This window comes from Candidatus Baltobacteraceae bacterium (assembly GCA_036489885.1).
Lineage (GTDB): Bacteria > Vulcanimicrobiota > Vulcanimicrobiia > Vulcanimicrobiales > Vulcanimicrobiaceae > JAFAMS01.
Window position 1 is genome coordinate 541279 of record DASXEW010000001.1, and the last position, 27000, is coordinate 568278.

At 61.3% G+C, this 27000-nt stretch carries 27 protein-coding genes and 1 pseudogene; 23 read left to right on the forward strand and 5 right to left on the reverse strand.

Going from position 1 to position 27000, the window contains the following annotated elements:
• Positions 1 to 5 precede the first annotated feature (5 nt).
• Positions 6 to 512, reverse strand: a complete 507-nt coding sequence (locus VGG22_02565) for an invasion associated locus B family protein (protein ID HEY1727246.1) — start codon at positions 510 to 512, stop codon at positions 6 to 8.
• 17 nt (positions 513 to 529) lie between these two features.
• Between VGG22_02565 and VGG22_02570 the strand changes: the two genes are divergently transcribed.
• The 6 genes from VGG22_02570 to VGG22_02595 are packed head-to-tail and all read left to right on the forward strand — an operon-like array spanning position 530 to position 5402.
• The gene (locus tag VGG22_02570; GenBank protein HEY1727247.1) at positions 530 to 1192 is read left to right on the forward strand and encodes an aspartate/glutamate racemase family protein; all 663 of its coding nucleotides are present in this window, start codon (positions 530 to 532) and stop codon (positions 1190 to 1192) included.
• 37 nt (positions 1193 to 1229) lie between these two features.
• Complete coding sequence (locus tag VGG22_02575; protein HEY1727248.1) at positions 1230 to 1736, forward strand: GerMN domain-containing protein; 507 nt, start codon at positions 1230 to 1232, stop codon at positions 1734 to 1736.
• Positions 1708 to 3744, forward strand: a complete 2037-nt coding sequence (locus VGG22_02580; protein ID HEY1727249.1) for an N-acetylmuramoyl-L-alanine amidase — start codon at positions 1708 to 1710, stop codon at positions 3742 to 3744. Before VGG22_02575 ends, VGG22_02580 begins: the two co-directional genes overlap by 29 nt.
• A 9-nt stretch (positions 3745 to 3753) precedes the next feature.
• Complete coding sequence (gene murI / locus VGG22_02585; protein ID HEY1727250.1) at positions 3754 to 4548, forward strand: glutamate racemase; 795 nt, start codon at positions 3754 to 3756, stop codon at positions 4546 to 4548.
• A 27-nt stretch (positions 4549 to 4575) separates the two neighbouring features.
• Positions 4576 to 5100, forward strand: a complete 525-nt coding sequence (locus VGG22_02590) for an RNase A-like domain-containing protein (GenBank protein HEY1727251.1) — start codon at positions 4576 to 4578, stop codon at positions 5098 to 5100.
• Positions 5097 to 5402, forward strand: coding sequence for a contact-dependent growth inhibition system immunity protein (locus VGG22_02595; GenBank protein ID HEY1727252.1), 306 nt, complete (start codon positions 5097 to 5099; stop codon positions 5400 to 5402). Before VGG22_02590 ends, VGG22_02595 begins: the two co-directional genes overlap by 4 nt.
• On the opposite strand, the gene VGG22_02600 is transcribed toward VGG22_02595, so the two are convergent.
• Positions 5364 to 5936: a phosphatase PAP2 family protein gene (locus tag VGG22_02600; protein HEY1727253.1), complete on the reverse strand. Its 573-nt coding sequence runs from the start codon at positions 5934 to 5936 to the stop codon at positions 5364 to 5366. The genes VGG22_02595 and VGG22_02600 overlap by 39 nt on opposite strands.
• A gap of 141 nt (positions 5937 to 6077) precedes the next feature.
• On the opposite strand from VGG22_02600, the gene dxs reads away from it, so the two are divergent.
• From dxs to VGG22_02620, 4 genes are read left to right on the forward strand one after another with little or no spacing between them, the layout of a single operon-like run.
• Positions 6078 to 7967, forward strand: coding sequence for a 1-deoxy-D-xylulose-5-phosphate synthase (gene dxs, locus VGG22_02605; GenBank protein HEY1727254.1), 1890 nt, complete (start codon positions 6078 to 6080; stop codon positions 7965 to 7967).
• 45 nt (positions 7968 to 8012) lie between these two features.
• Positions 8013 to 8408, forward strand: a complete 396-nt coding sequence (gene secG / locus VGG22_02610; protein ID HEY1727255.1) for a preprotein translocase subunit SecG — start codon at positions 8013 to 8015, stop codon at positions 8406 to 8408.
• Between the two features lie 7 nt (positions 8409 to 8415).
• Positions 8416 to 9471, forward strand: coding sequence for an ABC transporter ATP-binding protein (locus tag VGG22_02615; protein HEY1727256.1), 1056 nt, complete (start codon positions 8416 to 8418; stop codon positions 9469 to 9471).
• A complete protein-coding gene (locus tag VGG22_02620) occupies positions 9468 to 10520 on the forward strand; it encodes an oligopeptide/dipeptide ABC transporter ATP-binding protein (protein HEY1727257.1) in 1053 nt (350 codons plus the stop codon). Before VGG22_02615 ends, VGG22_02620 begins: the two co-directional genes overlap by 4 nt.
• A 52-nt stretch (positions 10521 to 10572) precedes the next feature.
• Here the strand turns inward: VGG22_02620 and VGG22_02625 are convergent, their stop codons facing one another.
• Positions 10573 to 10857, reverse strand: coding sequence for a hypothetical protein (locus VGG22_02625; GenBank protein ID HEY1727258.1), 285 nt, complete (start codon positions 10855 to 10857; stop codon positions 10573 to 10575).
• Between the two features lie 198 nt (positions 10858 to 11055).
• Between VGG22_02625 and topA the strand changes: the two genes are divergently transcribed.
• The 5 genes from topA to VGG22_02650 all read left to right on the forward strand — a co-directional run bounded on the left by topA (position 11056) and on the right by VGG22_02650 (position 17732).
• On the forward strand, positions 11056 to 13284 hold the full coding sequence (gene topA, locus VGG22_02630; protein HEY1727259.1) for a type I DNA topoisomerase: 2229 nt from the start codon (positions 11056 to 11058) through the stop codon (positions 13282 to 13284).
• Positions 13271 to 14611 carry a methylenetetrahydrofolate--tRNA-(uracil(54)-C(5))-methyltransferase (FADH(2)-oxidizing) TrmFO gene (trmFO, locus tag VGG22_02635; GenBank protein HEY1727260.1) on the forward strand — a complete coding sequence of 447 codons (1341 nt, stop codon included), beginning with the start codon at positions 13271 to 13273 and terminating at the stop codon, positions 14609 to 14611. The genes topA and trmFO overlap by 14 nt, the downstream gene beginning before the upstream one ends.
• A gap of 8 nt (positions 14612 to 14619) precedes the next feature.
• Positions 14620 to 15156 carry an ATP-dependent protease subunit HslV gene (hslV, locus tag VGG22_02640; GenBank protein ID HEY1727261.1) on the forward strand — a complete coding sequence of 179 codons (537 nt, stop codon included), beginning with the start codon at positions 14620 to 14622 and terminating at the stop codon, positions 15154 to 15156.
• A 4-nt stretch (positions 15157 to 15160) separates the two neighbouring features.
• Positions 15161 to 16582, forward strand: a complete 1422-nt coding sequence (gene hslU / locus VGG22_02645) for an ATP-dependent protease ATPase subunit HslU (protein ID HEY1727262.1) — start codon at positions 15161 to 15163, stop codon at positions 16580 to 16582.
• A gap of 805 nt (positions 16583 to 17387) precedes the next feature.
• Positions 17388 to 17732: a hypothetical protein gene (locus tag VGG22_02650; protein ID HEY1727263.1), complete on the forward strand. Its 345-nt coding sequence runs from the start codon at positions 17388 to 17390 to the stop codon at positions 17730 to 17732.
• 49 nt (positions 17733 to 17781) lie between these two features.
• On the opposite strand, the gene VGG22_02655 is transcribed toward VGG22_02650, so the two are convergent.
• Positions 17782 to 19263, reverse strand: coding sequence for an APC family permease (locus VGG22_02655; GenBank protein ID HEY1727264.1), 1482 nt, complete (start codon positions 19261 to 19263; stop codon positions 17782 to 17784).
• Positions 19264 to 19316: 53 nt separating this feature from the next.
• Positions 19317 to 20033 carry a type II CAAX endopeptidase family protein gene (locus tag VGG22_02660; GenBank protein HEY1727265.1) on the reverse strand — a complete coding sequence of 239 codons (717 nt, stop codon included), beginning with the start codon at positions 20031 to 20033 and terminating at the stop codon, positions 19317 to 19319.
• 69 nt (positions 20034 to 20102) lie between these two features.
• Here VGG22_02660 and def point away from each other — a divergent pair, with 69 nt between their 5' ends.
• From def to VGG22_02700, 8 genes and pseudogenes are all read left to right on the forward strand, one after another.
• Positions 20103 to 20627 (forward strand): peptide deformylase, encoded by a 525-nt coding sequence (gene def / locus VGG22_02665; protein HEY1727266.1) that lies wholly within the window; start codon positions 20103 to 20105, stop codon positions 20625 to 20627.
• Positions 20628 to 20650: 23 nt separating this feature from the next.
• Positions 20651 to 21556, forward strand: a pseudogene (gene fmt, locus VGG22_02670) (methionyl-tRNA formyltransferase).
• The gene (locus VGG22_02675; protein ID HEY1727267.1) at positions 21553 to 22893 is read left to right on the forward strand and encodes a transcription antitermination factor NusB; all 1341 of its coding nucleotides are present in this window, start codon (positions 21553 to 21555) and stop codon (positions 22891 to 22893) included. Before fmt ends, VGG22_02675 begins: the two are co-directional and overlap by 4 nt.
• Positions 22890 to 23543, forward strand: a complete 654-nt coding sequence (locus VGG22_02680) for an FhaA domain-containing protein (protein ID HEY1727268.1) — start codon at positions 22890 to 22892, stop codon at positions 23541 to 23543. The genes VGG22_02675 and VGG22_02680 overlap by 4 nt, the downstream gene beginning before the upstream one ends.
• Entirely contained in the window at positions 23536 to 23967 is a 432-nt protein-coding gene (locus VGG22_02685; GenBank protein ID HEY1727269.1) for an FHA domain-containing protein, read from the forward strand. Before VGG22_02680 ends, VGG22_02685 begins: the two co-directional genes overlap by 8 nt.
• On the forward strand, positions 23958 to 24845 hold the full coding sequence (locus VGG22_02690) for a protein phosphatase 2C domain-containing protein (GenBank protein ID HEY1727270.1): 888 nt from the start codon (positions 23958 to 23960) through the stop codon (positions 24843 to 24845). Before VGG22_02685 ends, VGG22_02690 begins: the two co-directional genes overlap by 10 nt.
• Complete coding sequence (locus VGG22_02695; GenBank protein ID HEY1727271.1) at positions 24835 to 26079, forward strand: FtsW/RodA/SpoVE family cell cycle protein; 1245 nt, start codon at positions 24835 to 24837, stop codon at positions 26077 to 26079. The genes VGG22_02690 and VGG22_02695 overlap by 11 nt, the downstream gene beginning before the upstream one ends.
• Positions 26076 to 26924, forward strand: a complete 849-nt coding sequence (locus VGG22_02700) for a divergent polysaccharide deacetylase family protein (GenBank protein HEY1727272.1) — start codon at positions 26076 to 26078, stop codon at positions 26922 to 26924. Before VGG22_02695 ends, VGG22_02700 begins: the two co-directional genes overlap by 4 nt.
• The last annotated feature ends 76 nt before the right edge of the window (positions 26925 to 27000 follow it).

The window sequence follows — 27000 nt, forward strand, 5'->3', positions numbered from 1 at the left end:
CGCGTCTACTTCAGCTTGTCGTAGACTTCGGGGAAACCGGTCAACGCGATCGACGCATTGATGTCGTGCGGCGTCAAGGTCTGATCGAGAATCGTGTACGTCACTTTCATCTCGACTTTGCCTGCGCGCATCGCCGTCAGCACGGCGTCCTGCACGGTTGCGGTCGCGAAGCATCCTTGCTGCGAGCATGTCAGATACGGATAGTTCTGCGTTACGCCGTTGCCCAAGTTGACGCTGATCGGCGTGCCCACCGCCGCGCCGAGCGGGACCTGCATCGTCAGCTGGATCTTTCCATTGGCAACCGGGACCATCGTCATCGAGATGATCAGACCTCCGGTCGGCAACTGGGTAATCTGATTGCTGAGGTGGCACGCGAGCTTCGTCTGCGCATCGCATTCGAGGCGCCATCCGGTAATATTGATGCGCGCTTGCGAGGCGGGCGCAGCTTGCTGCGCGATCGCCGGTTGTGCGACGAGAAGAAGCAGGCAGGCGAGAAGAGAGATTCGTTTCATTCCGAAGAGATTCGCTCATGAAAACCGTCGGCCTCGTCCACGCGGTCCTGCCCGCGCTCGCGCCGATGCGCGACGTGCTGGCGCAGCGTCTTCCGGATGTACGCCTCATCAATGTGCTCGATGAAGGTCTGCTTTCGGAGGCAGAGCGCTTGGGCGGTCTCGTTCCCGAGACGCTGGATCGCATGGAAATCGTAATCGGCCTGCTGCAAAAAGCTAACGTCGATGCGGTGTTATTGACGTGCACGGCATATTCGACGGCCGTTCCTGAGATGCGCAGACGCTTCGGTTCGCTGCCGATCATGGCCGTGGATCAAACGATGGTCGACAAAGCGATCGTGCTCGGACGACGCATCGGCGTGCTCGCGACCGTTCAGGCCGGACTCGATCAGCAAGTCGTTCTGCTCAACGAGGCGGCCGCTCGCACGGGGACGGTGATCGAGATCGTTCCAAGCTTTCACGCAGCCGCCATGGAGGCGTTGCGTCGCGGCGATCGCGACACGCACGATCGCATACTCTTGGATGCGTTGCCTTCGCTGCTCGAGCGCGTCGACGTCGCGCTTCTCGCGCAAGTCAGCATGTCGCCGCTGACGGCAAAGCTGCCGGCGAACCTTCAGAAGCCGGTTCTCAGCAGTCCCGCGCTTGCCGCAGAACGTCTCATCGAAATCTTAGCCGCCGCATAACAGGCCGAATCCGCGCAATAGGCGAAAAAAACAGTCCGTGCGATTCTTGCGCGGCCTCGCTCTCATCACGGTGTTCGTTCTTGCTATTGCTGCGGGTTGGTATTACTTCAATCACCGCGGCGGCCCGAGCGTCAAGAGCGGTACGGTAACCGTGTACTACACTAAGTACGACGGTACGACTGAAGTGCCGTACAGTGTGACGCTCGGCACGGCGCACGACACGCAAAGCATCGCGTTTTACGCTGCGACGCAAGCGGTCGCCGGACCGCCCTCAGGCGTCGAAGCCATACGCTTTCCGTCGGGAACGCATTTGCTTTCCTTAGATTTGCACGCAGACAGTGCGATCGTCGATCTTTCCGGCGACGTGAACAAGTACGGCGGCGGAAGTTTCGATGAATCCGGCATGTTCAAATCGCTCGTATGGACGCTGACGGCGATTCGCGGAATCGATGCGGTTTCAATTCGCATCGACGGTTCGCGCGTCGCAACTCTTCCCGGAGGTCACTTGGAGCTCGATGAGCCGCTTGCGCGTTCGAGCTGGTAAAGCCGCAGCGCTTGCGCTGCTGTGGCTGAGCTGCGCTTTTGCTTTTGCAGCCGCGCCGGTAAACGCGCAATCGTTCGCCGCGATTCCGCCGTTCTGGTTCGCCGGAACGCAATTGATCTTCGAACATGCCGATAGGGTCGACAATGAAATTGCAGTCCGCGGCAGCGATCCCGGACTTCAGCGGTTTCTCGCACGCGTCGGAGCGACGCTTTCATGGGAGCCGAGCTCGCGCTACGTCGTAATCACGACCGCCGACCGTCGCACGCTCACGTTTACGCTCGGCGTGCCGCACTTTCAAACCAGCTCCGGCGGTGAAAACGTGCCGTTGCGTGCATACATCGACGGCAATGACGTCTATCTGCCGTTTCTGACGCTCGCCCGTGCGTTGTACGTCGAGCCGGTTCTCGAAGGCGGGCAGTACGTGCTGCAGCCGCAAATCGGCGCGCTCAGCGTGCGCAGCGAAGGGCGCAGGACGCTCGTTTCGTTGATCGGCGGAACGCCGCTGCGCTTCACAAAAGATATCGACGAGCCGGGACGGATGACGCTCGTTTTCAGGGGTGCGTCTTCGACCTTGTCGCCGTCGCGTGCGGTTGATTTGCCGGGCCTCGGACGCATCGACATTACAGTCGCAGGAAGTGCGCGCAACCCAACGACGGTCGTGACCTTTCAGACGACGCCCGGCGCGGCGCGCGTCCTCTTGCCCTCGACGAGCCGCAATGAGCTCGATTTCGCGTTTGGGGCTCCGGACGTCGCCCAAAGCGGGATTCTCATCCCCTCGCAGGGTGTAAGCCCGATCTACCGCAGCGTAGCCGCAGCGGCCGCTCTCGTGGCCGTAGCCGTGCAGCCCTCGACCCAGGCCGCTCCCGTGACGTCCATGCCGATTCCGACGGTCGTCCCGACCGCGGTGCCGACGCCCTACGGAGTGCCGCTCCAAACGCCGCTATCCGCGCCTGCGCCCGTGACGACGTCGTCCGTTGTGACGGGCCTGGACGTCGAGAACCCGGCGCCCGATGCCCTGCTGATCCACATTGCGACGTCGCCCGGCCTTTCATTTGAATGGCACCGCTTGGGCATCGATCGCTTCTACATTGATTTCCCGAACGCGACGCTGACGTCGGCTGCGCATGACGATCGTCCGCCGGTTGCATTCGTGCAAGGCTACCGGATGAGTCAGCTCCAAAGCGCGACCGTCCCAACGGTGCGTTTCGCACTGACGATGACGCCGAACCGCCGTCTCGACGTCATCCCGGATGCGCAAGGTTTGACGATTACGATTGCGGATGTCGATGCCACCGGAGATTTTATCGCGCAAGTCGGCAGCGGCATGACCGGCGCCGGAAACGTTGCGGTCGTGCCGACGGCAACGCCGTCCGACATCGCGCCGGTCCCGGGCGCAATCCCGCCGCCCGGTTCGAATCCCCGCCTGATCGTGCTCGATCCCGGGCATGGGGGGAGCGACACGGGCGCGATGCACAACGGTTTGGTCGAAAAAGAGATCACGCTCGACATTGCGCTGCGCTTGCGTACACTGCTGATCGCGCGCGGTTGGATCGTGCACTTGACGCGCGATACGGATCGCGACGTTTATGGACCGAACGCCTCCGACGTTGCGGAGTTGCAAGCGCGTGTTGACGTCGCGAACAATGCCGGCGCGCGGATGTTTGTCTCGATTCACGCCAACTCGAGTACGTCGAGCGTGCCGAGCGGCACCACGTCCTACTATTACAAACCGCAAGATCGGCCGCTCGCCGCAGCCATTCAGGCTCGCTTGATCGCGTTGCTTGGAACGAAAGACGACGGTGTCGTGCGCGAACGCTTTTATGTCATTCATCGCACGACGATGCCCGCCGCGCTGATCGAGACTGCCTTCGTCTCGAATGCAGAGGATGCGGTGCGCTTACGTTCTCCGAACTTCCGTCAACAGATTGCGGTCGGCATCGCCGACGGCATCAAGGATTACGCCGGTCAACCCTCAAGCTCTGTTTCGGTGCAGCAGGGGAGCTTTTAACGAGAGTACATGCTCGGGATCTTTGACTCCGGTCTCGGCGGATTGACCGTACTCCAGCAATTGCGGCGCCGGCTGCCGCATCACGACATCACCTATCTCGCCGATCAAGCGCACGTGCCGTACGGCGATCGCTCCGACGACGAGCTGCTCGGGTTCTTGCGCGACAACATCGTCTATCTGCAAGGCGTAGCTTCCGATGCGATCGTCGTCGCGTGCAACACCACGTGCGCGGTCGCGATAAAGCATGGCTGGCCCGCGAGCAACGTCCCCGTTCTGAACCTCATCGATAACGCGGCTGAAACGATCGCCGCGATGGGCGCACGCAAAGTCGGAGTCCTCGCAACGACCGTCACCACGCAAACGGGCGCCTACGGAAACGCGATCCGTGCGCGCGTCCCCGGCGTTCAGGTTGAGGAAGTCGCGGCGCCCGCCCTCGTTCCGCTTGTTGAAGCCGGCCGCTACAACGGTCGCGCAGTGCGTGCCGCAGTCGAGGAGGCGTGCGAGCCGTTTTCGCGCGACTTGGACGTGCTGGTCTTGGGGTGTACGCACTATCCGATCCTCGATCCGCATTTCGCCGAGATTTTCGGCGACGGATTGATACGGCTTGATCCGGCAATAGCGCAAGCGCAAGCCGCTGAGAAGGTCGTCCGGGAGCTCGGAATCCCTGAAGGCAGCGGCACGACGCTTTACGCGACCACCGGCGAGCCGATGGCGTTTGGGGCGGCAATCCGCGCGCTCTTGGCCGAAGAAAATCCGCAGGTCGTCTTCGCTCACGACATCCTGACGCGTATCGGTAACACGTAAGCAATCGCCGTCCGCTATCACTGGCGGGTGGCGATCGACTTCCGTGTCCTTACCGGCGCAAGCGGCGTACTTGGCGAAAACGGCTTCAAAGCGTGCTTGCCTTCGGCAACGACGCCCGTGCTCTCGCTCGCGGTCGATCGCATCGATGCGAGCCCCGCGGCGACCGAGGCCTATCACAGCCCCGAGTTGCGCGCGATCGAAGGCGAAGACGGACACACCTTGCGGCGGCACGTCGCGCAGAGCGATCAGGCTTTACACGACCGCGCAGTGCGCACGCACCACGATGTCTCGACCTTCGATGACGCAGGTACGGCACAGCAGACCGTGGATGCCGCATTCGCGGAAAATCAAGGGAAAATCGCGCGTTGGATGAGTGCAAATCGCTCCGGAAACCTTGATTTACACGTACATTTCGATCGTTCGATCGGGCGCGTTTTTCGCTATGATACGGACGCGATCCAGCCCAGTGCCGATGCTGACGTCATCCTCGAGCATCGCCCCGCACTTCCGGCCGGCTACACTGTCATCACAGCCTATCCGAGTGCACGATGACGCCGCTCGCAACGCTGTTTCGGACGTACCTGCACCAAGATTACGATCTGAGCTATCGGAGCGTCGAGGATGCAATTCGCGCGTACCGGGCGCAGTCGCCGAAGCCCGACGTCGCGCGTTCCGTCGCCGAGATCGATGCGCTCCTCGCCGCAAAGCTGAGCGACGATCGGCTGTATCACGAGCTGCGCGCGCGGGGATTCATTTTCTATCCGCCGCGTGATGGCGAGACGGCGCACACGTGGCTGGAGCGCGCACGAGCTTTGCTAGTTGATGCGGAAGATCCGGAAGAACAGCACGACTGAGAGCGCGCCGAGCAACGTTCCGGCGCAAACTTGCGCGATCGTGTGAGCTTTGAGGTAGACGCGCGACCATCCGACCAGCGGTATCAGGATCAAGAACGGTAGAGGATCCCAGCCGTACAAATAGGTCAGCGCGACGAGTGGCGCCGTGATGCCGACTGCGTGGGTGCTGATCTTCCAGAACCGCGTGATCTGCTGGACGACGATGGCGGCCGCGGTGTAACCGGCCATCGATGCCGTGAGGATGGCGGGCGCATGGGTCAAGAGCAGCATCCCGGTCCCGATCACGTAGAAGATGATAAAGACGGTGAAGACCTTGCGGCGCTCCTCGCGGTCCGACATGTCCAAGTCGCTGATGCGGTCGCTCGCATACAGCCAGAGCAAGAACAGCATCGGCCCGATCGAGGTGAAGAGCGCGCAGACGCTCAGGCGATACCAAAACTGCCCGAACGTATGCGTCGTTCCGGCGCAGAGTAAGACGAAGAGTACGAGCGGGACGACGAACGGATTGCATACCGTGGAAACGGTGCGGGCCACGTCCCGCAACGCGCGTCCCGAACGCTTCGCGTCTGCGGGCGCCCGTATTTGCCCTTCGGCCATTGCTTGGAAAGCTACCGTGCCAGGGAGGAAGCGGCCTTCAAACGGGTATGGCAGGGGCAGATCGAAAAAGGGGCCTCTATGATCCTCGACCGCATCTCCAAACCGGCTGACATCAAGGCGCTGAAGCGTGAAGAGATCGACGAGCTAGCGAACGATATTCGTCGCACCCTCGTTGACGTGTGTTCGAAAACCGGCGGCCATCTCGCGCCAAATCTCGGCGTTGTTGAGCTAACGATGGCGCTTCACAACGTTCTCGACCTTCCCGAGGACAAGATCGTCTGGGACGTTAGCCATCAGAGCTACGTGCACAAGCTATTGACCGGACGCAAAGACCGCTTTCCGACGTTACGGCAAGGCGGCGGCATTTCGGGATTCTCGATGCGGAGCGAATCGGTCTACGATGTGTTCGGTGCGGGACATGCATCCACGTCGGTTTCAGCTGCGCTCGGGATGGTGCAAGCGCGCGATCTCGCGGGCCTCGATCACACCGTCGTCGCGGTGATCGGTGACGGCGCGCTGACGGGCGGCTTGGCATACGAGGCGATCAACAACGCGGGTCAGCTCAAGTCGAACTTGATCGTAATTCTCAACGACAACGAGATGTCGATCGCCCCCAACGTCGGATCGATTGCGTCATACCTCGCAGTTTTACGCTCAAAACCGCTCTACAATACGGCCCGTGAAAAAGTGAAAGGCGTCCTCGGACGCATCCCGTTTGGCGGCACGGTCGGGCGCGCGATCACGACCGGTGAGGTCGCAACGATGCGGTTTTGGTCCCCCGAGCACAAAGCCGGCGTCATCTTCGAAGAAATGGGTTTCCGCTACATCGGTCCGATCGACGGACACGATTATGACATGCTCGTCGACGTTCTCTCGAATGCACGCAAGGTCAAGGGACCGGTTCTCGTGCACGTCCACACCGTTAAAGGTAAAGGCTACGATCCAGCCGAGCTGGACTCGCGGACCTTCCACGGATGCGGCGCGTTCGACATCGAGAACGGTAAAATCGAGAAGAAGGCCGGCGCGCGCAAGTCGCACTCGGAAGCCTTCGCCGATGCGTTGATCGACTTAGCGGAAAAGGATTCTCGCATCATCGGGATTACGGCTGCGATGCCAGACGGCACGCAGCTCGCCAAGTTCCACAAGCGCTTTCCGGACAGGTATTTCGACGTCGGCATCGCCGAGGCGCACGCAGTATGCTTCGCAGCGGGAGCCGCAGCGTCCGGATTGCGGCCGATCGTTTCGATCTACTCAACGTTCTTGCAGCGTGCCTACGATCAGATCGTGCACGACGTCGTGGTACAGAACTTGCCTGTGATCTTCTGTATGGACCGTGCCGGCTTCGTCGGCGATGACGGTCCGACGCATATGGGTTTGTACGACATTGCGTACATGCGCACGCTCCCGAACATGACGGTCATGGCGCCGCGCAACGAGGATGAGCTGCTTCCGATGATGGCGCACGCAGTGTCGCTCGGGACGCCGGCAGCGATTCGCTATCCGCGTGGAAGCACAAGCGGTAAGCATCAAATCCCCGTTGCTCCGATCGAGCATGGCAAGGCCGAAGTCTTGCATGAGGGAAGCGGCACGGCGCTCGTCGCGTACGGAAACTGTGTCGATATCGCGCTCGATGCGCGCGATATGCTCGTAGCCGCGGGCGAAGCTGCGCCGACCGTCGTGAACGCGCGCTTTGCGAAACCGCTCGATGAGCGGCTGATGTGCGAGCTTGCACTCACGCACGATCGTCTGATGACGCTCGAAGAGCACAGTTTGGACGGTGGGTTTGGATCGGCCGTCGTCGAGCTGCTCAACGATCGCCGGATTCGGACGAGCGTCGAGCGGATCGGCTGTCCGAACGTCTTGATGCAGCAAAACTCGCAGCCCAAGCAACGTGCACAGGTCGGATTGTCCGCCGAAGCGATCGTAGAACGCATTCGCACGCCGCTCGGCACCCCCGCATCCGTCTAAAAACGTCCAGAGGCGGGGTAGAACCCGCCGTCAAATGGGAGGCGGGTGATTTCAGGGATACTGGCTTTTTTAGCGGCTCCGGCAGCGCCTGTTGCGTCGGCCAGCGCAGCTGCTACGGCGACGCTGAGCCCGCAACAGCAAGCGCAATTTCAGCAGCAACTCCAACACGCGCTCAATCCGTCGCGCAGCGCGATTGCGATGAACGCGCCGTGGCTGACGCATGTCTTTGCCGGTATCTTCATTTTTTCCGCGGTCTTGTTGATCGGACTGCTTGCAATCCAAACCACGAAACAAGAGGGCCTCTCGGGGACGATCGGTGGTCGCACCGAGAGCGCATATCGCGGACGGTTCGGCGGCGACGCACAGATCGCGCGGTTTACCGCCTACATCGCGATCAGCTTCATTTTTTTCGGGACCTTGTTGTCGTTGACGGGCATCTAGGCTCCCCGTGAGTCTTCTCGAGGTCAAGAGCCTTCGCGTCAGCTTCAAGACCGAAGACGGCATCGTTCGGGCCGTCAACGGATTGTCGTACGCTATCGAAAAGGGTTCGACGCTCGGCATCGTCGGTGAATCCGGCAGCGGCAAATCAGTCAGCGCGCTTTCGATCATGCGCCTCATCCCCTCACCGCCCGGCCGTTTCGACGGCGGCGAGATCAACTTCAAGGGCGAGAGCCTCCTGAAGAAGAGCGAATCGGAGATGCGGAAAATTCGCGGCAAAGACATCGCGATGATCTTCCAGGATCCGATGACGTCGCTCAATCCGGTGCTGACGGTCGGCGAGCAGATTGCAGAAGCAGTCCAGCTGCACCTGAAGATGTCGAAAAAAGAAGCCTGGGATAAGGCTGTCGAGATGTTGCGGCTCGTGAAAATCCCGGTTCCGGAAAAACGCATCAAGGACTATCCGCATCAGTTTTCAGGTGGCATGCGGCAGCGCGTCATGATTGCGATGGCGCTCTCGTGCGATCCGGAAGTGCTGATCGCCGACGAGCCGACAACGGCGCTCGACGTGACGATTCAAGCCCAGATTCTCGAGCTGATGAACGAGATGCAGCAGCGTCTGGGGATGGCGATCGTCCTCATTACGCACGATTTGGGCGTCGTCGCCGAGACCTGCAAGAACGTGCTCGTCATGTACGCCGGCGACATGGTCGAATATGGGACCGCCGATCAAATTTTCGCGTCGCCGAAGATGCCGTACACGATGGGATTGCTGGAATCACTCCCGCGGCTCGACGACAAAGAACACAAGCGTCTCGTCCCAATCGAAGGCCAGCCCCCGAACCTCTTGCGGCTTCCGAGCGGCTGCAGTTTTGCCGCGCGCTGCCGTTACCGGATGCCCGTTTGCGACGAGGCAGTTCCCCTCTTCGACTTCAAAGACGGTCACGTCGCGCGCTGCCTTCTGTACGACAAACGCACCGAAGGTATTCGCACGCTTCCGGTCCAGAGCGCGCCGACCGTCTCGCTCGATCAGGTCGCGGAAACGCCGCAGGAGCTCGCAACGTGAGCACGGCCGTGGTGCCAAATGGCAAGACCGACATCCTCGTCGTGCGTGATCTTTTCAAGTATTTCCCAATAAATGCTGGGATTTTCTCGCGTCACGTCGCCGACGTGCGAGCCGTCGACGGCATCGATTTGGCAGTTCGCGCCGGCGAGACGATGGGCTTGGTCGGTGAATCCGGCTCTGGAAAAACGACAGCCGGCCGTGTGATCTTGCGGCTGACGCCGTCGACCAAAGGAACGATCGAGTTCAGCGGGCGTGACATCACGAATCTGGCCGGATCCGATTTGCGCGCCCTGCGTAAAGAAATGCAGATCATCTTTCAGGATCCGTACGCCAGCCTCAATCCGCGTATGACCGTCGGCGCCATTATTACGGAACCGCTCGAGATTCACAACATTGCCAAAGGCAAAGCAGCGGAAGTGCGCTGCCAAGAGCTGCTGAAAATGGTCGGGCTCCAGCCTTACCACGCCAACCGCTATCCGCACGAATTCTCCGGCGGACAACGCCAACGCGTCGGCGTCGCGCGAGCCCTCGCGGTTGGGCCGAAATTCATCGTTGCCGACGAGCCGGTTTCTGCGCTCGACGTTTCGATTCAGGCGCAGGTCATCAACCTGCTCGAGGATTTGCAGCAGCAGCTCGGATTGACGTATCTGTTTATCGCGCACGATCTCTCGGTGATCCGGCACATTGCGACCCGCGTCGCCGTCATGTATGTCGGGAAGATCGTCGAGCTCGCCGACCGCGATGCGCTCTATGAGAATCCGCTGCACCCGTACACGCAATCGCTCCTGTCGGCAGTTCCGATTCCGGACCCGGTCAAGGAGCGTCAACGCAAGCGCATCGTGCTCAAAGGCGACATTCCCTCACCGGTAAATCCGCCGCCGGGCTGCCGTTTTCACACGCGTTGCCCGGTTGCGTTTGATCGCTGCAAAGTCGAAGTTCCGGCCTTCAAAGACTACGGTGGCGGACATTTCGCCGCGTGTCATTGGGTCGAAGAACACGGTGGAAAAGCGCCCGACGTCGCGTCCTCCGCGGCCGCAAAAGCAATATAAAAAGAAGAGCGATTCGTCTGAATCGCTCTTGAATTGTTACGGCCGGTCGGCGTTACTTCTTCTTGCGACGTCCGCCCTTTTTCTTGCGAGCGCCGCCTTTTTTCTTACGTGCCGCGCCCTTTTTCTTGCGAGCGCCGCCTTTTTTCTTACGTGCGCCGCCCTTTTTGCGTCCGCCCTTTTTCTTGCGAGCGCCGCCCTTTTTCTTGCTGGCCTTTTTGCGACCGCCCTTACGGGCTTTCTTGCGACCAGTGGCAGCAACGGCAGCCTTCTTTTTCCGGCGACGACGTTTCTTTTTCGCCGGTGCGGGCGCTACCATGCCCATCATTGTATCGTCCATTACTCCTCCGACTCGGAAAAGGTTGTGCCGACCGCCGAGCGGCGACACAGTTGCTTGCATCGTACACCGGAGCGACGTTTTATGCAACTTTTGTCGTGCGATGTGTTCGCCTTCCTCGACACCCACTTGACGCGGGCGCTATACTGAGGGCGTTTTTTTGGGGCGGCTTGCTCCATTTTCTGAGGGAGGCGAGATAGCTTGGCGAGGCCACTCATAATCGTAGAGTCGCCGACCAAAGCTCGGACGATCAAGAAATTCCTACCGGGGCGCTACGCAGTTAAAGCCTCGGTGGGTCACGTTCGTGATCTTCCAAAGAGCACGCTTGGTGTCGACGTCGACAATGGCTTCGTTCCCAAATATCTCACTATTAAAGGGAAGGGCGAGATCATCAAGGAGCTGCGCTCGGCTGTCAAATCGGCGACCGATGTGTATCTCGCGACCGACCCCGACCGCGAAGGCGAATCGATTGCGTGGCACCTTGCCGAGCTTCTGAAGCTGCAAGATCCCAAGCGTATCGAGCTCCACGAGATCACCAAAGACGCGACGCTTGCCGCGCTCAGAGATCCGCACAAGATCAAGATCCCGCTCGTGAACGCGCAGCAGGCGCGCCGGATTCTCGACCGCCTCGTCGGCTATAAGATTTCGCCTCTGCTCTGGGCCAAGCTGCGTGGCGGCCTTTCGGCCGGACGCGTACAATCCGTAGCGGTCCGGCTGGTCGTCGATCGCGAACGCGAGATTCAGGCCTTCGTTGCGAAAGAATATTGGTCGATCACCGCAACGCTGGCGCCGGGCAGCGGCGAGATGGTTTTCCCCGCCGAGTTCTATTCGCGTGACGGCGAGCGGATCGAAATTTCGAACAAGGCTTTGGCCGATGAGATCGTCACGGCCGTCGAGCATGCGCCCTGGCGCGTCGCGACCATCAAACAGCGCGAGCAGCGCCGCAATCCCGCCCCGCCGTTTACGACCTCGACGCTTCAGCAAGAGGCCTCGCGCCGTTTGCGAATTCGCGTCCGGCGCGTCATGCAGCTCGCGCAGGCGCTCTACGAAGGTATGGACCTCGGGTCCGAAGGGACTGTCGGTCTGATCACCTACATGCGCACCGATTCGACGCGCATCTCAGACGCTGCACGCGACTCGGCGGTCAGCTACGTCGATGCGACCTACGGCAAGGATTTCGTCGGACCGTTCCGCCAGCACAAGCTGCGTGAAGGCGCGCAGGACGCGCACGAAGCGATCCGGCCGACAGCGGTCGAGCGGACGCCCGAGCGCATGTCGCAGTTCCTCAAGCGCGACGAGCTTCGCTTGTATACGCTCATCTGGGAGCGTTTCGTCGCATCTCAAATGGCAGCCGCAGTCTACGATCAGACGACCGTCGATTGCGAGTCCAAGGGCGCTGGGCACACGCACGTTTTCCGCGCGACGGGAAGCGTGCTGAAGTTCGCCGGCTTCACGGCAGTCTACGACGAGAGCACGTCTGAGGATGCCGCGAATGCAGCGCCGCCTGCCGCCAAGAGCAAGAACGGAAAGGTCATAAAGCCCCGCGTGATGCTGCCGGTTCTCGAGGCGGAACAGGGGCTCGATCTGCGAGCCCTGGACCCAAAGCAGCACTTTACAGAGCCGCCCCCGCGCTACACCGAAGCGACGCTCGTGCGTGCGCTCGAGGAGAACCGGATCGGCCGGCCGTCGACGTACAGCACAATCGTCGAGACGATTCAGGCGCGCACGTACGTCGAACAGATCGAGCGGCGCTTCCATCCGACCGAGATCGGGTTTGCCGTCAACGATCTGCTGGTCGAGCATTTCCCGGACATCGTCGACGTCAATTTTACGGCCAACATGGAGCAGCGGCTGGACCGCATCGAGGAGTCGGACGATGGTTGGGAACCGACGCGCATCCTGCTCTCGGAGTTCTACGGCGATTTCAAGCGCGAGCTCGACGAAGCCGAGAAGAAGCTTCCCAAACTCGAAATTCGCGATGAACCCACCGACGAGATCTGCCCGAAGTGTGGCCGTCCGATGGTGATCAAGACGGGACGTTTCGGACGGTTCATCTCGTGCACCGGTTATCCCGAGTGCAAGACGACGCGACCGATTCTCAAAGACACGGGCGCGCTGTGTCCCAAAGACGGCGGCAAGATCGTCGAACGCAAATCGCGCAAGGGCCGCATCTTTTACGGCTGCGCAAACTATCCGGCGTGCGACTTTGTCTCGTGGGATCGCGTGATTCCCGAGCCGTGCCCGGTCTGCGGATCGTACGTCGTGGCTAAGACGCGTCGCGGTGGAACGGTTCGCTTCGAATGCTCGACCGATAAAGAGCACGATCTCTCGCAACTAGGCGCCAAAGATTCGAGCGGCGAGCAAATCGAAGGCGGCACGTCGGCGTCGGCCGACGAGGTCGAAGCCGATCTGGAGCATGTCCCCGTCTAACGCGCTTGTCGTGATCGGCGGCGGCCTTGCCGGCTGCGAGGCCGCGTGGCAAGCAGCGGAAGCGGGCGTCGAGGTCGACCTCTATGAGATGCGGCCGGCGCGCCGTTCGCCGGCGCATCAAACGGACGCCCTCGCCGAGCTCGTCTGCAGCAATTCGCTGCGCGGAGCGGCGCTCGAGAACGCAGTCGGCCTTTTAAAAGAAGAACTGCACCGCTGCGGCTCGCTGATCTTGATGGCGGCGCGCAAGCATGCAGTCCCGGCCGGTGGTGCCCTGGCCGTCGATCGCGTCCTGTTCAGCGGCGAGATCGAAGCGCAGATCAGCGCGCATCCGCGAATCCGCCTGCGCCGCGAAGAGATCAGCGAGATTCCGCTCGATCGCCGCACAATCGTTGCGTGCGGACCGCTCCCCGGAGCCGGCCTCGCCGATTCGATCGATCATCTGGTTGGCGGCGGCCGTCTGCACTACTACGATGCTGCCGCGCCGATCGTCGCGACCGATTCGATCGACGAATCGAAGATGTATCGCAAGTCGCGTTACGACAAGGGCGGCGGCGACGACTATCTCAACATCCCGCTGGATCGCGATGCCTATCTGCAATTTATCAACGACTTGCGCACGCAGCCGCGGCACGAGCTCAAGGAATTCGAGAAGGCTACGTATTTCGAGGGTTGTCTGCCCATCGAAGAAATGGCCGATCGCGGCGACGACGTATTGCGGTTCGGTCCGCTCAAACCGGTCGGGCTCGCCGATCCACGCACGGGGAAGGCTCCCTACGCTGTCGTGCAGCTGCGAAAAGAGAACGCCGAAGGTTCGGCGCTCAATCTTGTCGGCTTTCAAACGCGCCTCACGTGGCCCGCGCAAAAGGAAGTCTTCGGGCGATTCCCGGGTCTGGAAAATGCCGAATGGCTCCGCCTCGGCGTGATGCATCGCAACACGTTCATCGACAGTCCGCGTTTGCTCGACCGGTTTTTCCGCTTGCATTCACATCCGAACATTTCGTTTGCGGGCCAGGTCACCGGCGCCGAAGGTTACGTCGAAGCCGCGGCATGCGGGATGATCGCGGGTCGTGCGGCAGCGCGCGAGCTGATCGGTATCGAGCCGATCGACGTCCCCGCCGACACGGCGCTGGGCGCGGTCGTTGCGCACGTTCAGAACACCGCGACGCACGATTTCCAACCCGCCAATGTCACCTGGGCGTACTTTTCATCGGGGCCCGACCTGCCGCGCCACAAGCGCGAGCGTCACCGGGTGCTCGCGGAGAGGGCGCTCGTCCGGATCGCCGCATGGGAAGCGGCGCACGGAACTTTGCTAGCCTCGATCGGGTAATTCAGCTAGTGCCATCACGTTTTCACTCAACGACGATTCTCGCCGTCCTTCGCGACGGCAAGCTGGCGGTTGCCGGCGACGGACAAGTCACGTTCGATAAGACCATCATGAAGCACAGTGCGCGCAAGGTGCGCCGCATCGCCGAGGGTCGTGCCATTGCCGGGTTTGCGGGATCCGCAGCCGACGGAATTACGCTGCTCGAAAAATTCGAGGCCAAGCTTAACGAATACAAGAGCAATATCGTGCGCGCTGCCGTCGAGCTTGCCAAGGATTGGCGGCAAGACCGCGCGCTCCGCCGCCTCGAGGCGCTGCTCATCGTCGGGACAGCCGAGCATCTCTTCGTGCTTTCGGGGACCGGGGACGTTATCGAGCCCGACGATGGTATCGCGGCCGTAGGGAGCGGCGGACCGTACGCGCAGGCCGCTGCAATCGCGCTGTCCCAGAACACGTCACTCTCGCCCGAGGAGATCGCGCGTAAGGCGCTCGAGATCGCGGGAAAGATCGATATCTATACAAACGCGGACATCGTGGTGGAGACGCTCTAGAGATATGCCCGAACTTACGCCGCGGCAAATCGTCGCCGAGCTCGACAAATACATCGTCGGACAGGCGAACGCCAAGCGCGCCGTCGCAATCGCGATGCGCAATCGCTATCGCCGCGAGAAGTTGGCCGACGAGATGCGCGCCGAAGTCAGTCCGAAGAACATTTTGATGATCGGTCCGACCGGCGTCGGCAAGACCGAGATCGCGCGGCGCTTGGCGACGCTCGCAAACGCGCCGTTCGTCAAAGTCGAGGCCACGAAATATACCGAGGTCGGCTATGTCGGACGGGACGTCGAGTCGATGGTGCGCGATCTGGTAGAGGCCGCGATTCACATGGTCCGTGAAGAGCGTCGCGCGGAAGTCATCGAGCCTGCGGATGCCAATGCGGTCGAGCGCGTCGTCGATTTGCTCTATCCCGAAACGCGCGCACCCTCTCCACAGTCAGCGCAAAATCCGTTTGCCGCGCTCGGCTCGATTTTCGGCGGGACGGGTTTTTCAGGGACGGCGGCTACGCAGACCCAGGCTCCGCCACAAGCACCGAACGATCCGAACGCGCAAAATACTCGCGAGCAGGCGCGTGCCGACGTGTTGCGTGGTTTTTACGACGTGCGGCTTGTCGACGTGGAAGTGGAAGAAGCTGCCTCGATGCCGATCGGGGTAATCGGCGGCGACGCATCCGGCGGCCAAGCCGATATCGGCGAGATGCTGGGCGGTTTGCTGCCGAAGCGCCGCGTCCACAAGCGCATCACCGTCGCGGAAGCGCGCCGCATCTTCGCGCAAGAGGAAGAACAGAAGCTGATCGACATGGACGCCGTCAAGCGCGAAGCGCTGCGCCGCGCCGGCGAGAAAGGCATCATCTTCGTCGACGAGATCGATAAGGTCGCGGGACGTGATCGTGGCGGCGGCCCGGACGTCTCACGCGAAGGCGTCCAGCGCGATATTCTGCCGATCGTCGAAGGCAGCACAGTCAACACCAAGTACGGGCCGGTCAAGACGGACCATGTCCTCTTCATCGCGGCCGGCGCATTCCACACGAGCAAGCCGTCGGATTTGATTCCCGAGCTGCAAGGACGCTTTCCGATTCGCGTCGAGCTCGATTCGCTGACCGCGGCGGATTTCGAAACGATTCTCACGCAACCGAAAAATGCATTGATCGAGCAATATAAACAACTGCTCAGCGTCGAGGGTGTGACGCTCGAGTTTACACAGGACGCGATTGCGGAGCTCGCACGTATCGCAACCCAGGTCAACGACGTTACAGAGAATATCGGCGCGCGCCGTCTGCACACGGTCCTTGAGAAGTTGCTCGAAGACGTCAGCTTCGAAGCGCCCGAGAAAACCGGAACGGTCCGGGTCGACGGAGCCTACGTACGCGATCGTCTTGCTCAAATCGCCGGCAACACCGACCTAAGCGCGTATATTCTCTGATTGTCATCCCGAGCGTAGCGCCGCGTAGCGGCGCGTAGTCGAGGGACAGCGGCAACGCGATTGCCGCACGCACGTTCGGTTGTGGCGTGTCGACACTTCGGCGCAAAGGTTCGCCTCAATATTGTCATCCCGAGCGTAGCTCCGCATGGCGGCGCGTAGTCGAGGGACAGCGACAACGAAGCAAGGTTAACGTATAATGTTGACGTTTGGCGGACAAGTGAGATCGATCGCCGGCGAGGTGGCCTTCGTAGTTATTATGGTCCTAATGGCGAGTTTGTTCGCGTTCCGGAAAGATCTACGCCAAGCGCGATAGCAGGCCGGAGGCGGCTGACGAGTTGTAGAGGTGACCCGAGGTTATGCAACAGCAAGCGGATTCAGGTTATCGTCCACCTTACGCCGGGATTTTCCGCGTTACAGGCGTGCCTTAGTTGTCGACACGCTGCGGCTTAAGGCTGTCGCGATTTCTTGCGGCGTGGGATTGCTGCTTTTGGCAGCCGGGTTGATGTCAAGGTTTTATCCGGGTAGCCTGATCGACGATCTGCTGCGGGGACCTTCCTGATGACGGGAGCGAGATAGTCGCTGTCCCTCGACTTCGCATTGCGTTGCTACGCTCGGGATGACATGCTCGTAATCGGTCCGAGCAAAAACCGAACGCGCGCCCGGTAATCGCGACGCGTCTAATCTGCGTTCAATCTTGGGCGCCGATATGATTTAGAATCCGTTAGAAGCGAGCGGTTCAGTGCACGCTTCCCAGTCTGGGTGCATATTCTCGTGGAGAAGCCGCTTAATTCGGAGGACTAATTTGATGAAACGCCCCTCTCTTGGAATCGCACTGGCTCTGGGCGTGCTGGCGTTTACAGCGCCGATGGTCGCACAGGCAAACCCAGTTGTCGACGAGCAGCCCGTCATCGTTGCGCAGCAAGCCGGTGGTCCGTTCGTCGGCACGCATGAACTTCGCGGGACGGTAACCTATTTCAACGCGTTCACGATGGATATCCGTTCGGCCGGTGAAGTTGTTCCCGTGCATCTGCATCAGGGCACCATCATCAATCCGCGGGGATTGACCCTGCATCAGGGCATGTACATCCGCGTTTTCGGATTTTGGGCGAACGGAAATTTTCAAGCCGATCGCATCGGCCTGATTCGGTAGCCGAAAAAGAAAGAGAGGCGTGCCGTGCACGCCTCTCTGCTTGAGCGCCTTATTCGGCTGTTAGATGGGCTGCGGCTTTGGCCGCGACGTTCGGGTCACGCTTGACCGCCGTCATGTAGATCCAGATCGCGATCAAGATCGAGATCAGACCTTGGAAGCTGGGTTGGAAATACCATGGAGCCTTCGGCACCACGATCACGCTCGAAATCAGGATGATCGCGATGATGATCGCAAGCGGCGCCCAGAGCAGGACGTCCGGATGTTCTTTGACGACCCGCGCGAGCTCGCTGTTCTTCGCACTCCCGTACTTCATGTTGTAGATGCCGACGCCGACCATCCCGAATACGAGCACGAGACTGATCGAACGAACGACGACGCCGATCGACCAACCAATGAACGTTGCTTCGAACAGAAACAGCGTATCGAGCAGAGCGATCGTCATGAGTGCGAGCTGCGGCGCTTTGTTTTTGTTCGTCTGACCGAACGCAGCGGGCAGCAGCCCGTCGTTGGCCCAGGCGAACAGATACCGCGAACAGTCGAGCATCCCCGGCGCAATCGTCTTGACGACGATGACTGCGACCAGGAAGTTGAGGAACGCGGACGCTACTTTGGGTGCGATTAGTCCGATTAAGCCGGGCGTTGTCGCGAGAGCTTGCTTCTTTGCGAGAATGAGCGGCCCGACTGCCCAGTACGGAACTGCGTGGAAGAGTGCGAACGCGATCAGCGTGTAAAGCACGAGCGCCGTCGCGAAACCGTAGATGATGCCGCGTGGCATCGTCTTCTCGCGGGGTTCGCGCGCTTCGCCACCGAGCGACGTCGCAGCGGTCAACCCGCCGTACGCGAACATGAAGAGCGTTATCGTCGATATGAACGCGCTGATACTCGGCGGAGACGCATCCGGAGGCGTCGCGGTAATGCCGGGGACGATTGCCGAGACCCTTTGTATGAAGAAGTCCTGCGACGTCCCGAAACCGTAGGCGATCGTTAGCGCCGCTGCGATCAAAACGAGCACGAACATGACGGAGACGAACGTCGCGTAGTTTTGCACGCCCGAATTATGCAGAGCGAAAAGGATCCAAATCGCCGCCAAGCCGATGACGAGATGCCCGATCACCGTCGTGCACCAGCTGCCGTCGACGCCAATCGAGGTCAGAAACGACCCGATGAACGGCGAGCTTGCGTACGCGAGAAACCCGCCGGCTGCGCCAACGCCGACGAACCAAAGAAACGCAGCGATGAATCCGACCGGCAGATTCAGCGAGCGCGTCAACCACACGTAGCTCGAACCCGCGCGGGGTGCGATGGATGAGAGCCGTGCATACAATGCGACCTTGGGAATGAGTACGATTCCTGCAGCGAACATCGCCAATGGAACGAGCCACTTAACCGCCGGATATTGGCTAAGGCTGTTCACCATGACGAAGTTGATGCCGCTACCGTACTCTTGGGAAACAGCCGAAGCGCAGACCGCAAGAACCCCGGCGACTTTCGCAAGGCGAAAGGCATCCGTTGACCCAGAAACACTGGCCATGTGACCTCCCCTCAGAGTGAGGACGCCTTCGAAACCTGGACCGCTTGGCCTGCTTAGCGAAATCCCGGGATGGCGATCATCAGGGCCAGGAGAATCGCATTGTTCGCCGCGTGCACGATAATCGGCACGATCAAATTACCGCTGATGCGATAACAGATTGCTTGCAGTATCCCAAAGAGCGTGAGCGCCGGGAACAGTACGAGATCGCCGTGTCCGAGTCCGAACAACACACCACTGATGACCGCCGCCAGAAGGACGGGCATGCGTGACGCGAGCGCGTTAAAGATCAGGCCCCGAAAAAACAACTCCTCCGCAATCGGTGCGATGAGCGAGCCGGTTAGCAAAACCATGATCGCGGCGGCCGGCGAAACGACGCGGAAATGTTCGAAGCCGGCTTGGACATGATTCTCCTGATGGAAGGCGCCGAGGATTGCTTGATAGATGATTTGCATCAGCAGCAGCGCGACGAGCAAAATGGCGACGACGGCCCACGAGAACTTGTCGAGCGGCCGAACGCCGAGCTGCGAAAGCGAGCGGTGCGAAACACGTTCGAGCATCGGAACGAGCACGGCGAGTCCGCCGAGATAGAAGGCCGCTTCGACGATGTTGGCGCCGACATCGCCCGGGTTCATCGGTGTGCCGAGCGTGATGACGGTTGGGATACCGGCCACGATCATCGCGAAGAAGCCTGCACCCAGCACCAGAACGATTGTCCCGAGCGTCGGCCACAGCGGATACGGCCGGGACGGCGATGGAGCCGCTGTCGTCACCACGAGCCGCGCTTGCTTCGGGAGGCCCCGCAAACCTCTCGGCGCGAAACCTGTCTCATAAACGTTGCCATGCCGTACATCCGACCGATTCTGACCGACGATCATCCCACGCTGCGCAAGGTCGCGAGGAAAGTCGATCTCGACGAGCTTCGCGAGCCGCTCTTTCAGCAGTTGATCGATGACATGTTCGAGACAATGTACAACGCGCCCGGAATCGGACTGGCGGCGCCGCAAATCGACGTCGGCAAGCGGATATTCGTCATTCATTTGCACGACGACGACGAGAATCACGGACCATTCGTGTTCATCAACCCGAAGTTCACGATCACGGAGGGCGAGATCGAGTCGGTCGAGGGCTGTCTTTCGGTGCCCGGATTCATCGGCGACCTCACGCGCTTCGAGCGAGTGGTGTGCGCAGGTCTCGATCGCAATGGCCGCAAGATTTCGGTCGAAGCCAGCGGCGATTTGTTTTCACGCTGCTTACAACACGAAATGGATCACCTCGACGGGATCCTGTACGTCGACAAGGCCAAGAACATTCGACCGGCCGTCACCGAAGAAGAGCTCGAAGCAGCCGAAGCCGTCGAAATCTAAGGTGAACCTTTAAGAGCGTCTTCTTCGGGACGAGTCAATTTGCGGTCCCGAGTTTGCGAGCGTTGCGCGATGCGACGCAGGTTGTCGCCGTCGTCACCCAACCGGACCGCCCGGCCGGACGCGGACAGAAGCTGCAAGCGCCTCCCGTCAAGATCCTTGCGTCCGAGTTCGGGATCGAAGTTTTGCAACCGGAGAGCGTGCGCGAGATCGCTCCGCAGCTGCGCGCAGTCGATGTGGAGCTCTTCGTTGTTGCCTCGTATGGCGAGATTCTGTCGCAAGCGGTGCTCGACATACCGCGCATCGGCGCCTTCAACGTGCATCCGAGCCTCTTGCCGCTCTACCGTGGGGCGACGCCGCTGCAAGCGCAGATTCGCGACCGCTGCACCGTCACGGGTGTAACGATCATCGCCATGGACGCCGGCATGGATACGGGCGACGTTTTGATTCGCGAGCAAGTGCCGCTCGGCGCTCGCGAAACCTACGGCGAGCTCGAAACGCGATTGGCCGAGCTAGGTGCCCAGGCGCTCGTAAACGCGATTCGTCTCGCCGAGCGCGCGGAGCTCAAGCCGGTTGCGCAAGCCACGTTCGCGGCGCAAGCCGAGATCGATGCGACGCTCACGCGACCGCTGCGTTCTCCCGATCTTCGCATTGACTGGTCGCGACGTGCGATCGAGGTTGATGCGCTCGTCCGCTCGCTCTCGCCGCAACCATGCGCGCGGGGCGAGATCGAAGGCGTCGGCGCAAAGATCGTTGCGACCCATCCGCTCGAAACGAACGCCACACAGGCGCCCGGTACGCCCTCCAAGATCCGGCACGGGTTGGCAGTCGCGTGCGGCGAGGGCGCCGTTGCAATCGACCGGATCGTTCCCGCCAATCGTTCCGTGATGAGCGGCGAGGCGTTCGCAGCCTCACTCTTCGCGCGTTCGTGAGGGCGCGAGAGCTTGCCCTGGGCGTCGTGCGTGACGTGTTCGCACGCGACCGGCGTTTGCGTAGCGCGCACGAGTCGTTCGACTATCATGCTGGGCGCTCAAATCTCGACGCGCGCGACCGTGCCTTCGCAGCCGAACTTGCCTACGGCTCGATCAAAGCGCGGCGCTACTTGGATTGGCTGCTCGCGCCTTTCGTCGGAAAGCGCACGGCGGAGCTGCCGCCGACGATACTCGAGATCTTACGCTTGGGCGCATATCAGATCGCGCGCATGGCGGTGCCCACACACGCAGCCGTCAGTGAAACGGTCGGACTTGCGAAGCGACACGGGCATCGCGGTACGGCAGGGCTCGTCAATGCGGTGCTTCGCCGCCTTACGGAACTCGAACCGGAACGTCGCACGCCGCAGCGTGACACATTCGAATCGGACGACGATTTCTTGGGAACGCTGCATTCGTTTCCGACCTGGATTGTCGCGAGCGCGCGTGCCGTCTTTGGTGATTCGCAGCTCGAAGCGGTGCTGAGCGGCATGAACGAGCCGCCACAGACGGCGTTGCGCGTCAATTTGCTGCGCACGACGGCGGATGAAGCTCTTGACGTGTTGGCGTCGCGTTCGATCGGCGCAAAACGTTCAGATTTGGTGAGCGAGATCATCCTTGTCGACGGGGCAGCGCCCGAAGTGCTCGCCGATGCGGAGCAGCGCTGGGAACAACAAGGCGAGATCGCTGCCGTTCCCGTCGACGTCCTCGATCCGCAGCCGGAGATGCACGGCGTCGAGCTCTGCAGTGGTCGCGGCAACAAAACGCTCGAGATCGTCGGCCGCACGCGCGATCGCGGAACGCTGGAAACAATCGAACACGACGCGCACAAGATTGCGTTCGATCGTGCCCGGCTGCACGAGCTCGGGGTGCAGAGCGTGCGCCTGCACGAGGGTGATGCGACCCAGACGCAGGTCGCGCGGCAAGATGCCGACTTCGTGCTCGTCGATGCGCCGTGTTCGGGACTCGGAATCCTTGGACGCCAACCCGAAGCGCGCTGGCGCAAAGAACCGGGCGATCCGGCGCGCCTTGCCTCGCTCCAAAGCGAGCTGCTCGAAAGCGGATCGCAGCGTGTTCGTCCCGGTGGCCGCCTTGTCTATTCAGTCTGCACGTTCAGTCCGGTGGAGACCGGCGAACGGATAGAGACGTTTCTCCGCGAGCATCCGGAGTTTTCGCGGCCCGTCACCGCGCCGAAATACAGCGCGTGGCGTCTCGACTCGGGCGACTTGCGTTTCCCGCCCGGAATCGAGCGTCGCGACGGCTTCTACGTCGCGCTTCTCGAACGTCGTGAGCCGGCATGAACCCGTTTGCTGCAATCGAGGATGCCTGCGCCCAATTTGTCGAGCGCACGTTTGCACGCATCTTTCCGAGCGACGTCGCTCCGGCGCAAATTGCGCGCAAGCTCGTCGCGACGATGGAGAGCGCGCCGGCCGAAACGTATTTGGTGCGCTTGCACCCGCGCGATTTGGCGAGTTTGCACGCTGAGCGCGCCGAGCTCGAACGTGAGTGGAGCGCGTTACTCGAGCGGACGACGTCAGCGCTGGGCCTCTCGATCGAGCGGAGCGCGCGGGTCATCCTGCACGCAGATGAATCCCTGGTCGCGGGCACCGTTGCTATCGATCCCGTCCAAGGTGACGAACAAGAAGCCTCCGCACGCGGCTATGCGATTCGCGTAAAACGTGGCGTGCCGCTCGGCGCAGCATGGCCGATCGAAGGCACGATCAGTATCGGCCGCGGTTCCGAAGACGGGATCGATCTCGTCGATCCGCGCGTCTCGCGCCGTCACGCTCGCCTGACGCGCACTGACGAAGGCGTCATTGTCGAAGATGCCGGCTCAACGAATGGGACGCAGGTCAACGGAATTCGAATTTCCGGCCCGACGCGTCTGGTTCCGGGTGACGTCGTCATCCTCGGCGACACCGAGCTTAGAGTAGAAATCGGTGATGGCTGACGCGCTCGCCAACCCCAGACTCTGGTCGCTGGGACTTGTGCTCGCGCTTGTACTGTTTGCCATTCTGACCGCGAGGCGGAGAATGTCCGACGTTGTCGCCTCTGAGGACTTGGGCGGCGCGCCGCTCGCGCTCGAGGTTGAGGTTGAGGACGATGGTGAGCGGAGGCGCTATCGGGCCGCTCATAGCCTGCTAATCGGCCGCTCTCCCAGCGCCGCGATCAGTCTTGCGGACCCGACGGTCAGCCGCGTGCACGCACGTATTGAAAGGCGGGGCATAGACGCGTATGTTGAGGACCTGGGAAGCCGGAACGGTACGCTTCTGAATGGAACATCTCTCGTCCGCGAAGCGCTCCTTCATCCGGGGGATCGGGTAAGAATAGGTTCGACGGATGTTGTCTACGTAGGGGTGGACGAATGGAAATAGCGGTCGGCTCCGAGCTCGGAATCTCGCAACATCAGCGTAGCGCCGATGCGTGTTGCTCGGAAGCGCTCGCGCCTGACGTCGCATTGATCGCGGTCGCCGATGGTTTTGGCACGATCGGACGAGGAAGCGTCGCCGATGCCGCGATCGCCAGCTTGCGCGATTTCTTTCGCCGCAAGATTCGTAGCGGGACGCTGGCGTCGCGCAATAACGGTTCGCTTACGCTGCGCCGTTTGATGCTCGCGGCTTTCGCGCATGCCAACAATCGTATTTACGCGCAGAGCGGCTCGCACGATGATTTCGTCGCCGCAGGCGCATCTCTGACCGCCGCACTCGTCGTCGGTGCGCACGTCTATGTCGGACACGTCGGAGAATCGCGCGCATATCTCGTACGTGAAGAAAAGCTTTCGCTGCTTACTGAAGACGATGCGATTGCACCAGAGGTCAGCGGCGGCGGAAAAATGACGATCGGTGCAGGCGCGCGATTGCGCAGCCTGCTCACGCGCACGCTCGGAACGCAACCGGCGCTCGAAGCGACCGTCACGAATTTCGAGCTCGGCGACGACGATCGTTTGATTCTGTGCAGCGACGGCGTTCATAAGACGCTCTCGAACGACGAGCTCGAGTTCGCGGCCAGCTCGCCGGGCAGCTCGGCAGAGGTCGTCGATCGTATCTTGGCGTTGCTGAAGATGCGTGGAAACCAAGACGGCGCGACGGTCATCGTCGGTCGCGATCTCACAGTTCCGATTTCGCTGGGTGCGGAGCTCGCCGCGCGCCGAAGTCTTTCCGGCGCGCTCGGCGTCGCATTTGTCGTGCTGGCCGTGATCGTTGTCGTCGCGCTCCTCTACGAGGCGCTGATCCCGCTTCATATTGTTCGCTGACATCCTCGGCGCCGGCCGCGCGGCCGCGCCGATGCTGGGCGCGTTGATTATCGGCGCGTTCGCTTTTGCGCTTGTTCCGCCGCCTGGACTCGGACCACACTGGCTCGTCATCGCGCTTGCGATTCTCGCACTCGCGTGGGTCGTCGCACGTCCCCCGGGCGAACGGCGCGACGACGTGCTGCCGGCGATCGCAATCGTGCTAACGTCTATCGGTCTCGTCACGATCGTGCGAGTCGATTCGGTGCTCGCAGCCCGGCAGCTCATCTGGCTGACGATTGCGCTCGTCGCTGCCATCGCGATAGGCCCGGCGCTACGCCGCTATCGCGTGCTCGCACGCTATAAGTACGTTTGGATTCTGGCGTCGATCGTCTTGTTCGTTCTCGTCGCGCTCTTCGGACAAGAGGTCAACGGCGCAAAACTGTGGATCCGCATCGGCGCGGTGCAATTCGAGCCGATCGAAGCCATCAAGCTGTTCGTCGTGTTGTTCATGGCTGCGTATCTGGCCGAAACCGGCGACGTCATCGCGGAAGCCCGGCCGTGGTCGTTGCGCGCGAATGCGAAATACCTCGGCCCGCTCTTCATCGGATGGGGAACATCCGTGGGCATACTCGTGTTCGAGCGCGACGTTGGTACCGCGGCGCTCTTGCTTGCGATTTTCTCGGCGATGCTCTATGTTGCGACGCGCCGCATCGACTTGATTGCGGGGAGCATAGCAGTGTTCGGTCTCGCGGCGTTTTGGGCAATGCATCACTACACGTACGTAGCGTTGCGTATTGCAGCGTGGAAGCATCCGTTAGCGGACCCGTACGGCAGCGGATATCAATCGCTGCAATCGCTATTTGCCCTTGCGGCCGGAGGCTTGTTTGGAACCGGCTATGGCCTCGGCAAACCGGGCTACATTCCCGCGGTCGCGACTGACTACGTCTACGCGGCCTATAGCGAAGAATTCGGAGCCCTCGGCGGGATCGCGGTCTGCGCGCTTTTCCTCGCGCTCGTGCTCCGTGCGCTCGCCGTTGCCCGCGAGAAGCCTGATCTTTATGGAAGGCTGCTGGCGACAGGCCTTGCGGCGACGCTGGGATTCCAAGTCTTCATCATCGTCGGGGGCGTGCTGCATCTGTTCCCGCTGACCGGGATCACGCTGCCGTTCTTTTCATATGGAGGAAGCTCGCTCGTCGCCAATTACCTCCTCGTGGCGTTTCTTTGGGCTCTGTCGGCTCGCGCGCCGGCGACGTGAAGAACTTCGGCAACTGGTTCTGGGGGACGATCTTAGGAGTCGCCGTTCTTTCGATTGGCGGCGGGATGCTTGGCGGACAGCTGCAGCGTGTTGGGGCGATGCCGACCAGGATGCAGGTTCCCGAGATCGCGCCCGTTCCGATCCAACGCTCGCTCGTCGGCGCACGCGGACGCGAGGGCCAGCTCGATCCCTACGAGCCGTTCGTCGACGACGCGGTCGTCGAGCGCCCCGATGGTTGGGCGCCGGATAGCTCCCCGGCCGAAGGCGATAGCGTGCGCATGGCGATCGTCATCGATGGGATCGGCGCCGACGATACGCTCGACAAGCGCTTCATGCAGATCCCGTATCCGCTAACGTTTGCAGTTCCGGCGACCGGGGATGCGCCGTCGCAAACGCTTCGGACCGATCCGCACGAGCTGCTCGTCGATACGGACGGCGCGCGTTCGGTCGATCAAATTGAGAAGCGCTTGCACCAAATTCGGGGTGGCGGCGTGATAACGCCCCTCGCCGGGAATCCGCCGCGTCCCGGACCGCTCGTGCACGACTTGGCGACATCAGGAGCGTTTCTCATCGACGGGATGGCTGGGGGCTCGCCTACTTACTTCGAAGTCGCACGTGGGCGCGTTCCGACTGCTTCGCGCGACATCGTGATCGATGCGTATGATGAAGAAGGCTATGCTGCATACATGTTGCGGCAAGCGGTGCATCTCGCGCGCCGCACGGGCGTCGCGATCGTCGTCGCGCACGCCACTCCGGACACGTACGAAGCGCTTCGCACCAATCTCGTGCGGCTCACATCCGACAATGACGTGCAGATCGTGCCCGTGGGCGATCTCGTGAAGTAGGTCTGTCCTTTCGGCCCAATGGCGGACGTCTGGTCCGAAGCGTTTGGTGCTTGTCGAAGGCGCAAACGGGCGCGAG